10 protein-coding genes and 1 tRNA gene are annotated in these 12,726 nt (G+C 59.9%); 6 read left to right on the top strand and 5 right to left on the bottom strand.

The genetic code is table 11. The features are described from left to right. The 4 genes from HYPMC_RS18115 (at nt 1) to HYPMC_RS18100 (ending at nt 4,854) form a co-directional block, all read left to right on the top strand. Nucleotides 1-1,602: an APC family permease gene (locus HYPMC_RS18115; RefSeq protein WP_013949519.1), complete on the top strand. Its 1,602-nt coding sequence runs from the start codon at nt 1-3 to the stop codon at nt 1,600-1,602. Nucleotides 1,603-1,692: 90 nt separating this feature from the next. Further along, nucleotides 1,693-3,144 (top strand): glutamine synthetase family protein, encoded by a 1,452-nt coding sequence (locus HYPMC_RS18110; protein ID WP_013949518.1) that lies wholly within the window; start codon nt 1,693-1,695, stop codon nt 3,142-3,144. 44 nt (nt 3,145-3,188) lie between these two features. Then, nucleotides 3,189-4,127, top strand: coding sequence for a carbon-nitrogen hydrolase family protein (locus HYPMC_RS18105; protein WP_013949517.1), 939 nt, complete (start codon nt 3,189-3,191; stop codon nt 4,125-4,127). Nucleotides 4,128-4,173: 46 nt separating this feature from the next. Next, nucleotides 4,174-4,854: a type 1 glutamine amidotransferase gene (locus HYPMC_RS18100; RefSeq protein ID WP_013949516.1), complete on the top strand. Its 681-nt coding sequence runs from the start codon at nt 4,174-4,176 to the stop codon at nt 4,852-4,854. A 144-nt stretch (nt 4,855-4,998) separates the two neighbouring features. On the opposite strand, the gene HYPMC_RS18095 is transcribed toward HYPMC_RS18100, so the two are convergent. Next, nucleotides 4,999-5,075, bottom strand: a tRNA-Arg gene (locus tag HYPMC_RS18095). A gap of 196 nt (nt 5,076-5,271) precedes the next feature. Next, nucleotides 5,272-5,589 (bottom strand): hypothetical protein, encoded by a 318-nt coding sequence (locus HYPMC_RS18090; RefSeq protein WP_013949515.1) that lies wholly within the window; start codon nt 5,587-5,589, stop codon nt 5,272-5,274. A gap of 240 nt (nt 5,590-5,829) precedes the next feature. Between HYPMC_RS18090 and polA the strand changes: the two genes are divergently transcribed. Next, on the top strand, nt 5,830-8,811 hold the full coding sequence (polA, locus tag HYPMC_RS18085) for a DNA polymerase I (protein WP_013949514.1): 2,982 nt from the start codon (nt 5,830-5,832) through the stop codon (nt 8,809-8,811). On the opposite strand, the gene HYPMC_RS18080 is transcribed toward polA, so the two are convergent. Further along, on the bottom strand, nt 8,808-9,293 hold the full coding sequence (locus HYPMC_RS18080; protein ID WP_013949513.1) for an MgtC/SapB family protein: 486 nt from the start codon (nt 9,291-9,293) through the stop codon (nt 8,808-8,810). The two genes, polA and HYPMC_RS18080, sit on opposite strands and share 4 nt — an antisense overlap. A gap of 53 nt (nt 9,294-9,346) precedes the next feature. Next, entirely contained in the window at nt 9,347-10,729 is a 1,383-nt protein-coding gene (locus tag HYPMC_RS18075; protein WP_013949512.1) for a polyhydroxyalkanoate depolymerase, read from the bottom strand. Between the two features lie 302 nt (nt 10,730-11,031). On the opposite strand from HYPMC_RS18075, the gene HYPMC_RS18070 reads away from it, so the two are divergent. Then, on the top strand, nt 11,032-12,288 hold the full coding sequence (locus HYPMC_RS18070) for an NTP/NDP exchange transporter (RefSeq protein ID WP_244420920.1): 1,257 nt from the start codon (nt 11,032-11,034) through the stop codon (nt 12,286-12,288). 69 nt (nt 12,289-12,357) lie between these two features. Here the strand turns inward: HYPMC_RS18070 and infA are convergent, their stop codons facing one another. Beyond that, entirely contained in the window at nt 12,358-12,651 is a 294-nt protein-coding gene (gene infA, locus HYPMC_RS18065; RefSeq protein WP_013949510.1) for a translation initiation factor IF-1, read from the bottom strand. Nucleotides 12,652-12,726: the final 75 nt, after the last annotated feature.

The following is a 12,726-nucleotide window of genomic DNA, read 5'->3' as shown; positions in this document are numbered from 1 at the left end:
ATGTATCCGTCTGTAGAAAGTGGCAAAGCCACCGCGGAAGCGGCCGGCGGCTCATCGTTCGACGTAACAAAGCAAAAAGACCTCCAACTCCTGAAACCAAAGGCGGTAGGGCTCGTCGGCGTTCTGTTTCTAACGCTGACGGGCGCGGCGCCAATGACCGCGAGCCTCCTGAACATTCCAATCGTCGTCGGCAACGGCAACGGTTACGGCGCGCCCGCGGCGTTTCTCGTCGCCACCTTGATCCTTTTGCTTTTCTCCGTCGGCTATGCGGCGATGGCATCAAAAGTATCCGCTGTCGGCGGCTTCTATTCCTTCATAAGCCACGGGCTAGGCCGCGAACTCGGCATGGCCTTCGGCTTTTGTGCTGTTGCCGCCTATGCGATCTTCGAACCGGCGCTTGCGGGCGGTCTTTCCTACTTCTTGAACCTCAAGCTAAACGAGCTATTCGGTATCAACGTGCCGTGGGCACCGCTTGCCGTCGGCATGGTCGTACTGATCTCCGTGCTCACCTATTTCGAGGTTCAACTATCGGCGGCGCTGCTCGGCGTCGCTTTGGTGGCGGAAGTTCTCATTCTGCTGTTCTTTGATCTGGGTATCTTCGCCCATGCGGGCCACGGTGTCGCCGTCTCCGCATCGGCACTCAACCCCCTTGCCGCATTCCAGGGCTTCGCGCCCGACGGCAAGCTGCTTGGCGGCGCCGCCGGTATCGGACTGTTCTTCGCCTTCTGGTCGTGGGTCGGTTTTGAAATGGCCCCGAACTATGCCGAGGAATCGGTCAATCCGAAAAAGATCGTGCCCATCTCGCTCTACGTGTCCGTCATCTGCCTCGGCGTCTTCTATACTGTCACAAGCTGGGCGGTCGTCTCGTCCTATCCCGACTTTCACTCGCTGATCGAAGCCGCGCAGAACAACTCCGCGACCTTCTTCTTCGATCCGGCAACGAAGCTGCTCGGACCGTGGGTGACGTCGTTGATGAGTTATCTCGTACTGACAAGCTCATTCGCCTGCGGCATGGCATTTCACAACACGGCGGCGCGCTATCTTTATGCCTTGGGCCGCGAAGGCGTCTTCCCGAAGGCACTGGCGCGCACGCATGTCGTCCACAAGACGCCCTATGTCGCCTCGATCGTTCAGTCCGCGATCGCCATCCTGGTGATTGCAGCGTTCGCGATCTTCATTGGCTCGGACAACCCGCAGACCGATGCCTACGCCGGGCTGTTCAGTCTGATGGCGCTGATGGGTACGATCCTTGTCCTCTCGGCCCAGGCTGTCGTGTCGCTTGCGGTCATCGTCTACTTCAAGAACAATCACGCATCCGAAGCCGGACGCTGGTCGACGTTCGTTGCCCCACTGCTGGCGTTCCTGTCGCAGGCGTTCGCGCTCTATCTTTGCGCGACGAACATGGAGTTCCTTGGTGGCGGGTTTGCGTTTGCGGACTGGATTATTCCACTCGACATCGCGATCTTCGCGGTCGGCCTTGCCGGGGCATTCCTCATCAAGACGACGAACCCGGCCAAATTCGAGAAGATCGGCAGGCTCATCTATCAGGGCGTGCCTGAGGGAATGCTCGCATCGGCCGAACATGCAGCAGCGGCCAAGTAAACAACCATGGGCTTCCACAACTGGTGGCGCCGGCGCTCTGCGCCGGCCACGTCTAATCACGATCTCAAGTCTCGAGCAAAGGGCAACACGATGTCGGCCAAGCAACCCCATTTCATTGAAGATCACGGCCTGTGGAGCGAAGAGCAGAAGCTCATGGCCGCCGATCTGATCGCAAGGATCGAGCGCGAAAACATCAAATACATCCGCATCGGCTGGGGCGATCAACACGGCATCGTGCGCGGCAAGACAGTGACCGCCGCGGAGTTCCGTTCCAGTCTCAAGAGCGGCAAGGATTTCCAGCTCGTCACCGCAATTTTCGACACAACCAACCATCCGATCGTCTCACCGTTCGGCGATTCCAATAAGCTCAATGTGCCCGAGATGATCGGCCTTCCTGATGGGGTCCTGGTTCCCGATCCCTCGACATTCCATGTTCTGCCTTGGGCGCCCGATACCGGCTGGATCCTAAGCGACGCTTATCTTGCCAACGGCACGCCGTGCCCGTTGTCGACCCGCCAGGTTCTGCGCGGCCAGCTCGAGCGCCTTGAAGAAAAAGGTCTCGAAATGCTCGTGGGCCTGGAGTTCGAATTTTATGTCTTCAAGCTCGAGGATCCGAGCCTGAGGCCCGAGGAGAGCGGCTATCCCCCCGAGCCTCCGAAGGTCTCGATGATCTCGCACGGCTATCAGTATCTGACGGAAAACCGCGGCGATGAAATCGACCCTGTCCTGCGCCTTTTGCAGTCCAACCTGGAAGACCTGGGCCTGCCGCTTGCAACCGTTGAGGACGAATGGGGGCCGGGCCAGTGCGAAATCACGTTCGCTCCGATGACCGCGATGAAAGCCGCAGACAGCGCGCTTCTCTTCCGTTCGGCGGTAAAACAAATATGCCGCCGGCATGGCTATCACGCGACGTTCATGGCCAATCCGCAGGTACCGAATGTGTTTCCGAGCGGCTGGCACATGCACCAATCGATCCGACGCATCGCCGACAAGACGAACCTCTTCATGGCCGAAGGCGGTGACAATCCGCTCTCCGCGTTCGGAATGAATTACGTCGGTGGTCTGCTGCAGAATGCGGCTGGCACGTCGATGATGACGACGCCGACAATCAACGGTTACAAACGGCAAAGGCCGGATGGATTCGCGCCGTTCAAGGCCGGCTGGGCGCTCGAAAACCGCGGCGCCATGATCCGCGTCATCGGCCGCCCGAACGATCCGGCGTCCCGCGTCGAAAACCGCATCGGCGAGCCGACGGCAAACCCGTATCTTTACATCGCATCGCAATTGATCGCCGGTCTCAACGGCGTCGAAACGCAAAAGGATCCGGGCAAACCCGCAGCCGCTGCCTATCTCGCCGACGCGCCGCTTCTGCCGCGCAGCCTGATGGACGCGATCGAGGGATTCCGCAACAGTGCGGTCATTAAGGACGCTCTCGGAGAGAAATTTTGGAACTACCTCATCATGCTTAAAGAGTATGAGGTCAGCCGCTTCCTCGCCGCCGTCACGGATTGGGAGCAGAAGGAATACTTCGAGATGTATTGAGGCGCCGGGCGTCCTCTCTAAGAACAACCCTCCAGGAGACACCCTTGAAGATCGCCGCTGCTCAGATCCGGCCCGTTTGGCTCAATAAACGTGCGACGGTCGCGAAGGTCATCGACACGATCAAACAGGCGGCCGCTGAGGAGATCGATCTTCTGGCGTTCCCCGAGGCGTTCGTGAGCGGATATCCGTTCTGGCTTTGCCGGACGGATGCCGCGGCGTTCGGCGATCCGAAGCAGAGTGAGGCTTATGCCTGCTTTCTCGACGCGTCGATGGAAGCGGATTCCGCGGAAGTGAAAGAGATCGTGGAAGCGGCGCGCGACTATCGCGTGTCCGTCTACCTCGGTTTCAATGAACGCGGCAGCAACGTCGGCCGCGGTACGCTTTACTGCGCGCTGCTAAAGATCGACGCCAGCAAAGGTGTGCTGGGCGTCCATCGTAAGCTCATGCCGACGCACGATGAGCGCCTATGCTGGGCCGCCGGAGATGCGCATGGACTTCGCACACATCAAATCTCGGGGGTTCAGGTTGGCGGGCTGTGTTGCTGGGAAAACTGGATGCCGATGGCGCGCTTCGCCCTCTACTGCGGCGGCGAAGAGCTTCACATCAGTCTGTGGCCGGGAAATGCCGCTGTCGCCGAAGGCATTGTTTCGGCGACAGCGCGCGAAGGCCGCGTCTGGTCGTTGAGCGTTCACGGGCTTTTATCCATGAACGACATTCCCGACGATTTTCCATTCAAGCAGGAACTCATCGCAGAAGGCTTCGATACCATCTTCAACGGAGGATCATCCTTGGTTGCGCCGGATGGGAGTGTCATCATTCCGCCTTCGCCCGGTGTCGAGGGACTGATCTCGCATACGATCGACGTGAAGACGGTCTACGAAAATCGTCAGATGTTCGATGTCACTGGCCACTACTATCGCCCGGACATCTTCGACCTCCGCATTCGCGGCGATCGCTTCGACGCGGCAAAGCTCTGGCCCTGAATGAGACGCACACGCCAAATATCGGAGGCGCCCCTACGGACGGAATATGAAAGTCACAGTCATTCAAAATAGTACGTACGGCAGCGCTGGCCTCGTCGAGAAATTCATCCGCGCCAAAGGCTGGAGCTGCCGACGGACACTATCGCCGAAAGACATCGTCGCGACCGATCTCTCGAACGTCGTCGATGACGTCGTCGTGTTTTTGGGCTCCCGGCGCGGCGTATACGAGACGCACGTTCAATGGATCGCGCGGGAACGTGCGCTGATGAAGCGTCTTGTCGATAATGCTGTGCCTGTATTCGGCATCTGCTTCGGGGCTCAGCTTCTGGCAACGGCTCTGGGGGGAACCGTCTCGCCTATGGGACATACCTATCGCGGCTGGATGGCAAACGCTATTGCCAGCGCGCCGGTTTGGCATGGGCCATGGCTTCGCTGGCATGGCGATTTCATTACCCTCCCCGGCAACATGAAAGTCTTGGCGCGGGACAACAATACCGTGCAGGCCTTCGAACGCGGAAACGCCGTCGGCGTACAATTCCATCCCGAAGTCTCGAATGCGGTGCTTCGGGATTGGTGCGCCTATCGAGCCGCGATGCCCGCCGAAGACCAGCGATCTCTCGATATCGCCTTACGCTACGCGGACGACCACGCCGCGGAAATCGAAAAGCGGGCGTTCGCGCTGTTCGACAATATTTTCGATAAGATTTCTGGAAAAGCCTTCGCGTGAAATGCCGTCGTGTATGGCCGCTTCTGGCCCCAATTGGCCTTCGGCAATTCGCGCAAACGCTTTTGGTCCGAAGGGCAGACGTCGCTGCCGACGTCCGTCCAAGCCGTGATTTGAGTGGTGGTAGACTGCGGCCCGCAGGGCCTATGGCGCACCCGAGAGGATTCGAACCTCTGGCCTCTGCCTTCGGAGGGCAGCGCTCTATCCAGCTGAGCTACGGGTGCTTCGGGCGAGACTGATAGCCCATTCGAAGGTCAGCCGCAAACGCCAAGCTGTGCAGCCCAGGCCGCAGAACCGGCGATCCTCGGGAAATTGAGGTGAGGCGGGACGCCTCACCCGGCTGCCCGTCAAAGGCGGCGCGAGCTACAACCCTGGAGCCAGGGCGCCAAAGCCGCCATTATCGTAAGTTCTCAATACCGCTCAATACCGGCAGGGCTTGGCGACGACGACACACTTCGCGAGCAGGATCGCGCCTTTTTTGCAATCCCATTGCTTGTTCTGGGCGTTGTAAAAATCGGCATAGCGGCGGCCATAGAGACGGGCGACCGTGTACTTCCAATTTTCCCGCGCCTCGACCTGCGCTTTCTCGGTTCCTGCGCCTAGGATGCCCGTTGCGGATGCCGTACCTTCGACCGGCGGTCGGCAGCGCGGCAGGGCGCTGGCGTCAGTGGCCGCAAGGCCGGAGGCCATGGCTCCAGCAGTGACGGCGAGGGCAGCGAGTTTGACGGTCGTGCGCATGACAAATACTCTCCCAAGAGCGACGATTTGCAACTTTGCCGGCCGGTATTTAGATAAGGACCGGCGGACTTCAGCCATGGGGGCGACCCGCTGTCAACGGACGTCTGACCCAAGCAACAGAATGTTCCGATAGCGTGGGAAAATGGCCGCGATTTCGCGGCGAAGCGCATATTCCTAGGCAATTCGATAAACGACGCGCAACCGCAACTGGTCGCTTCCGCCATGGCCAACAGAGAAACAATGCAGCAAACGAAAATTGAATCTCCTTCAGCTTCAGAACTGGCCGAGACCGTACCGGTCGCCAAAGGAAGCCACATCTATCTGATCGATGGATCGGGCTACATTTTCCGCGCCTTTCATGCTTTGCCGCCGCTGACGCGACCGTCGGACGGCTTGCCGGTCGGCGCCGTCCACGGTTTCTGCGCCATGCTTTGGAAGCTGCTGCGCGAGACGAAAATCTCCGAAGCGCCGACGCACTTCGCGGTCATCTTCGATGCCGGGCGCGAGACGTTTCGCAACGCCATCTATCCCAAGTACAAGGCGCAGCGGCCGCCCCCGCCGGAAGAACTGTTGCCGCAATTCCCGTTGATCCGCGATGCCGTCAAAGCCTTCAATGTCGCTTGCATCGAGCGCGACGGCTACGAGGCCGACGATCTGATCGCGACTTACGCCAGGCTCGCCGTCGATGCCGGTGGCGACGTTACGATCGTCTCGTCCGACAAGGATCTTATGCAACTCGTGCGTCCTGGCGTCACGATGTTCGATGGCATGAAGTCGAAACGCATCGGCCGTGACGAGGTGATCGAGAAGTTTGGCGTTCCGCCTGAGAAGGTCATCGACGTCCAGGCGCTCGCGGGGGATTCCGTCGACAACGTTCCCGGCGTGCCCGGTATCGGCATCAAGACCGCGGCCGAACTCATCACCAGTTACGGCGATCTCGATACGCTGTTGGCGCGGGCCGGAGAAATCAAGCAGCCGAAGCGGCGCGAAAAGCTCATCGAGTTCGCCGAGCAAGCCCGCATCTCACGCCAACTCGTCTTGCTGAAGGACGACGTTCCGCTCGATACCGTCATCGAGGCGCTGGGCGTGCGAGAGCCGCATTCGGATGCCCTTCTGAGCTTCCTGCGCACGATGGAATTCAACACGCTGACCAAGCGTATCGCCGAAGCGCTGGGCACCGAAGCGCCGCCGCCTCTTGCCGTATCAGTCGGTGCGAGCGTGAAAGCTAAGCCGCAAACGCTTTCCGACAAGATCGAAGATTTAGAAGAAGAAGCTGCATCGGAAGACGCCACGCCCGCCGCTGCAGTGGCGGCCGGTAGCGCGCTTGCCCGCGGCGCGCAGGTCGACCGGTCGCGTTATCAGACCGTCACGACGCGCGCCGACTTGGAGACATGGATCGCCAAGGCGCAGAGCGCAGGCCTCGTCGCCTTCGATACCGAAACCTCGCGGCTGAGCGCGACAGAAGCCGACCTCGTCGGCTTTTCGTTGTCGGTGACGCCGGGCGAGGCCTGCTACGTTCCCGTGGGACATCAGTCCGGCGGCGGCGATCTCTTTGGCGACGGCAATCGTCCGCCTCAGCTGGCCGTTGCCGAGGCGGTCGCGCTGATGAAGCCGCTGCTCGAAGACCCATCGGTTTTGAAAATCGGACAGAACATCAAATACGACGTGCTGGTCCTGAAGCGTTATGGCGTCGAGGTCGCGCCGTTCGACGATACGTTGCTGCTCTCTTATGCGCTCGACGGCGGGCGCGGCCAGCACGGCATGGACGTTCTGTCGGAACGCCACCTGGGCCACACATGCCTGTCATTTTCCGAAGTCATCGAGCACGCGCCGGGCGCCAAGAAGGCCGACAAGTCGTTCGCGGGCGTTCCAATCGACAAGGCAACCGAATATGCGGCCGAAGACGCCGACATCACGCTGCGTCTCTGGATGGCGCTCAAGCCGCGCCTCGCCGCCGAGCACATGGCGACGGTATACGAGACGCTTGAACGACCGCTCGTTCCCGTGATCGTCGCGATGGAGCACGCAGGCATCAAGGTCGATCGCGATATTCTCGCGCGACTTTCAAGTACATTCGCGCAGCGCACTGTGCAGCTCGAAGAAGAGATCTACGGCCTCGCTGGTCACAAGTTCAATCTCGGCTCGCCGAAACAACTCGGAGAGCTGCTGTTCGATCGCCTGAAGCTTCCCGGCGGCAAGAAAACAAAAACCGGCCAATGGGAGACGCGCGCCAACCTGCTCGATGATCTTGCTGCCAACGAAGACCTTCACGGCGACGCCCGTCGCCTCGTCAACACGATGCTCGAATGGCGGCAGTTGATGAAGCTCAAGTCGACGTACACCGACGCGCTGCCGACTTATATCAATCCAGAAACGGGCCGCATTCATACCAGCTACGCGCTCGCCTCCACGACGACCGGACGCTTGGCATCGTCCGAGCCGAACCTGCAGAACATTCCGATCCGCAACAAGGAAGGCCGCGAAATTCGCACGGCTTTCATTGCTGAAAAAGGCATGAAGCTCGTCTCGGCGGACTATTCGCAGATCGAATTGCGCGTGCTCGCCCACGTTGCCGACATTCCGCAGTTGAAGAAGGCTTTCGCCGACGGCCTCGACATTCACGCCATGACCGCGTCAGAAATGTTCGGCGTGCCCGTGAAGGATATGCCGGCCGAAGTTCGTCGCCGCGCCAAGGCGATCAACTTCGGCATCATTTACGGTATTTCGGCGTTCGGCCTAGCAAACCAGCTCAGCATCAGTCGCGAGGAAGCAGGCGATTACATCAAGACCTACTTCCAACGCTTCCCCGGCATTCGCGACTATATGGATGCCACGAAAAAGCAGGCGCACGCGCACGGCCACGTCGAAACGATTTTCGGACGCCGCATCCATTATCCCGAGATCAACACCAAGAACCCATCGATGCGTGGCTTTCTTGAGCGTGCCGCGATTAACGCGCCGATCCAAGGCTCCGCCGCCGACATTATCCGCCGTGCGATGATCCGCATGCCGGATGCTCTTGTGGCCGCAAATCTGTCATCGGCGCGGATGCTGCTGCAGGTCCACGACGAACTCGTCTTCGAAGTTCCGCAGGATCAGGCAGACGCGCTCATCATAACCGCGCGTCACGTAATGGAGACCGCGGCCGAGCCTGCGATCAAGCTCTCCGTCCCGATCCACGTCGATGCCAAGGCCGCAGACAACTGGGATGAGGCGCACTAATCCCCGTCGCGAGAGGTGAACGTATCCTCTTCTGGCGGATCGCGCGGCTGATCGGGCTTTTGGAACAGACGCGATCCGACGAAGTCGAGGACCAGCACCGCAATCGCGAGAGCTGACGCGGCGACCGCCAATTGCAATTCGCCGAGGCCGCACATCAAGCCAATCGCGGCCGTGAGCCAGATCGCGGCCGCGGTGGTCAGACCTTTGACGTGTCGAATCTTGTCGCCGCGCTGAAGAATGACGCCGGCACCGAGAAAGCCGATGCCCGTCACGACGCCCTGCGCGATACGGCTGAAAGCCGCTGCATCACCGGTGCGTTCGCCGGCCAGCGCCGCCACGCAAGCGCCGAGGCTGACGATAGCCATGGTCCGAAATCCGGTTGGCATACGCCGCAGATCGCGTTCAAGCCCGATGACGCCGCCACATAGGACGGCAGCCACCATGCGCCAGACAATGTCGTAGTAATCGAGTGGAGTCGTCATGAGAATCCTAACCTAGCAAGGATGAGGTTAGCACAACATGACGAGCGCAGAGTCTATTCGCCGGCGGAAGAAGTTGAATGCTGGCCGTTGACTTCGTCCAGCACGCCGTTCGCCTTTACCCGCCAGTCGGGCGCGACGTCCGGCGTATCCTTCAGCGCGCGATAAGGTCTCGGCATCTTCGTGCTCTTGCCGCCGGTCAGCCGTTTGTAGTTGATCGTGCGGATGAACTCGCGAATGCGCGGCTGGATTTCCGTGCGCCAGCGGGTGCCGTTGAAGACGCCGTAATGGCCGACGCCGGACTGCACGTAATGAATTTTCTCGTCCGTCGGCACGCCGACGCAGAGATCGTGCGCCGCTTCGGTTTGTCCGAGACCGCAGATGTCGTCGCGCTCGCCCTCGACCGTCATGATCGCCGTCTTGCGGATCGCGGCGCAATCGACAAGCTCACCGCGGTGCATCAATTTCTTGTCGGGCAAGAGGTGTTCCTGGAACACGATCTGGACCGTCTGCAGATAGAACTCGGCGGTGAGATCCATCACCGACAGATATTCCTCGTAGAACGTCTGATGCTGCTTGACGCTGTCGCAATCGCCTTTGACGAGGTTGTTGAACAGATCGACGTGCGCATTCATGTGCCGGTCAAGATTCATCGTCATGAAGCCGGTGAGCTGCATGAAGCCCGGATAGACAGGCCGCATGAAACCCGCGTGAGGGAAAGGCACCGTCGAAATGACGTTGTTCTCGAACCATGCAAGCGATTTCTGCGCGGCCAGATCGTTGACCTTCGTCGGATTGCGCCGGGTGTCGATCGGCCCGCCCATAAGCACCAGAGACGACGGCTGACACTGCTCGCCGCGCGCCGCCATCACGGCCGCTGCGACGAGCGCCGGAACGGCCGGCTGGCACACCGCAATCACATGCGTGTTGGTGCCGATGAAGCTCATGAACTCGATCAGGTAATCGACGAAATCATCGAAATCGAATTGACCGGAGGCGAGGGGAACGTTCCGCGCATCCGACCAATCGGTGATGTAGACATCGTGCTCGGGCAGCATGGCTTCGACCGTGCCGCGCAGCAGCGTCGAGTAGTGGCCCGACATTGGTGCCACGATGAGCACTTTCGGATCGTAGCGTTTGCCCGTGACGGTTTCATCGCGCGCGAAATGGATGAGATTGCAGAAAGGCTTGGAGAGCGCGATCTCTTCGCGGATCGGCACCTTAAGACCCGCGAGCTGTACGCTGCCGATGCCGAATTCGGGCTTGCCATAGCGCCGCGTGATGTTCTCGAACACCTCGCAGGCGGCAATCATGTTCTTGCCGGCCGTCGTGTACCCCATTGGATTAAGGGGCCATCCCAGCGTCTGCCGCAAAGCCTGAACGCCGAATCGCACCGGGGACATGAACGCATGGGCCATTTCATAGGCATAATAGTTCATATCGTTCCCAACCCTTTGTTTTTTATGGTCTTTGGGGGCTTCGACCACGTCGCAGTGCAGCGCGTTGTTGCTGCATTGCATAAGTATAGAACGATTATACATCGTCACAATCTAGAAATAGTTCATGAGCCTAACGACTAAGCATCCCCATGCATAAAGGGTACACTCGGGTGCTTTCCGATTGCGGCGCACCATCGTAAAGACGCGCAGCCTTGATTGATTGTTCCGTTTAGGCAAAGAGGGTTCCCTCGTCCGTGCCGCGGGGAACAATGCCGACAGAACATTCTGGGTCGCCGCGGTGGTTGCGCCGTTTCGTTAATGTCGCGCCTGACGAGGTTGCGGCGCTTCTCGCGTCCTTCGCGATGTTTTTCGCCTTGCTGTCTGCCTATTACGTCATCCGCCCGGTGCGCGATGAAATCGGCGTCGCCTTAGGCAAGGATTCTCTCCACAAGCTTTTTACCATCGTCTTCTTCGTGATGTTGGCGCTGGTGCCGCTCTTTGGCTTTGTCGCTGCCCGCTTTCCGCGCCGCTACGTGCTGCCCGCGATCTACGCATTCTTCGTCGCCAATCTGGTTGCCTTCTGGCTGGCGCTAAAGGCGGCGCCGGAAAATCACGCGGCGCTGGGAACGTTTTTTGTATGGGGCAGTGTCTTCAATCTCTTCGTCGTGTCGCTGTTCTGGAGCTTGATGTCGGAGCTCTGGTCGCACGACGCAGCGAAACGGCTTTACGGCTTCATTTCAGCCGGCGGTACCGCAGGTGCGCTGGCCGGTCCCCTGATCACGCAAGGGCTTGTGCGCATTTTCGCGCCCGTCGATCTGATGCTCGTTTCGGCGGTCTTGCTGTTGGCCGCGATGATCGCCAGCCTGCTGTTGCGCCGTATCAAGCCGCCGGAAGCGACGGGTGGTGAAACCGAGCCCGCTGGCGGCGGCATTCTCGACGGCGCCATCAAGGTGTTTACGACGCCGATGTTCGCGCGCATCGCACTTTTCATTTTCATCGCGAACGTCATCGGTACGTTCTTTTATCTTGAGCAGGCACGCCTCGTCGCAACGTCGATCTCGAGCAACGCAGACCGTGTCCTGTTTTTCTCCGGCCGCGATCTTGTCGTCAGTATCGTGACGTTCCTGATCGAAGTGTTCGGCACGGCGCGCATTCTGAAACGCTTTGGCGTGACGGCGGCATTGCTTGCATTGCCGGTGACGGGCGCGATCGGTGTGCTGATGTTGTCGTTCGATGCTGCGCTCGGCATCGTCGCCGCCGTCATGGTCGCCGAGCGCATCGTGGCGTTCGCGCTCGCCAATCCCGCGATCAAGCTGATCTACACGCTCGCGAGCCCGGACGAGAAATACAAGGTGCAGAATTTCATCGACACCGTTGTGTTTCGCGGCGGCGACGCAGCATCGGGCTGGCTCTATGCGTTGCTCGGCGGAGGCCTTGGCTTTGCCGGAGGCGCAATGGGCGCCGTCGCCGTTCCGCTTGCCGCCGCTTGGTTGTGGATCGCGCAGCGCCTCGGCGCAGATCACAAAAGACGGGCCTCCGAGATCGTCACTCGCGCCTGAGCAGCGCTTCGGGGCCGTCAGAAGTTAGACGCTGCGTCGCCGTGATGACGGTGCAGCCGTTGGTCTTGATTAGCGTCCGCCGCGGCGCGGAGGTCCGCCACTCGTGCGCGAGGCGCCAGAAGCATCACCCATCGGCGGGCGTCCGTCTTTGTGACGGAAATTGATGCGGCCCTTGGTCAAGTCGTAAGGCGTCATCTCGACCGTCACGCGGTCACCAGCGAGAATGCGGATGCGGTTCTTCTTCATGCGACCGGATGTGTAGGCAATCACTTCATGCCCATTGTCGAGCTTCACGCGGCAGCGGGCGTCCGGCAGAACTTCGTCCACCACGCCTTCGAACTCGAGCATCTCTTCTTTCGCCATTCGATCTCCGAACGTTGTTTGTTTTCAGAATAAGAAAAGCGGGGAGCAGACGAGCTGCTCCCCGCATGAGTGGAG

It is taken from the genome of Hyphomicrobium sp. MC1 (genome assembly GCF_000253295.1).
In the GTDB taxonomy this organism is placed as follows: domain Bacteria; phylum Pseudomonadota; class Alphaproteobacteria; order Rhizobiales; family Hyphomicrobiaceae; genus Hyphomicrobium_B.
Note: the sequence above shows the minus strand (reverse complement) of the source record. Positions and strands in the feature narration are given on the sequence as shown.

Coding starts and splice junctions, on each gene's coding strand:
- infA (WP_013949510.1), bottom strand. CDS start 12,651: ATGGCGAAAGAAGAGATGCTCGAGTTCGAAGGCGTGGTGGACGAAGTT.
- polA (WP_013949514.1), top strand. CDS start 5,830: ATGCAGCAAACGAAAATTGAATCTCCTTCAGCTTCAGAACTGGCCGAG.
- HYPMC_RS18075 (WP_013949512.1), bottom strand. CDS start 10,729: ATGAACTATTATGCCTATGAAATGGCCCATGCGTTCATGTCCCCGGTG.
- HYPMC_RS18090 (WP_013949515.1), bottom strand. CDS start 5,589: ATGCGCACGACCGTCAAACTCGCTGCCCTCGCCGTCACTGCTGGAGCC.
- HYPMC_RS18110 (WP_013949518.1), top strand. CDS start 1,693: ATGTCGGCCAAGCAACCCCATTTCATTGAAGATCACGGCCTGTGGAGC.
- HYPMC_RS18100 (WP_013949516.1), top strand. CDS start 4,174: ATGAAAGTCACAGTCATTCAAAATAGTACGTACGGCAGCGCTGGCCTC.
- HYPMC_RS18115 (WP_013949519.1), top strand. CDS start 1: ATGTATCCGTCTGTAGAAAGTGGCAAAGCCACCGCGGAAGCGGCCGGC.
- HYPMC_RS18080 (WP_013949513.1), bottom strand. CDS start 9,293: ATGACGACTCCACTCGATTACTACGACATTGTCTGGCGCATGGTGGCT.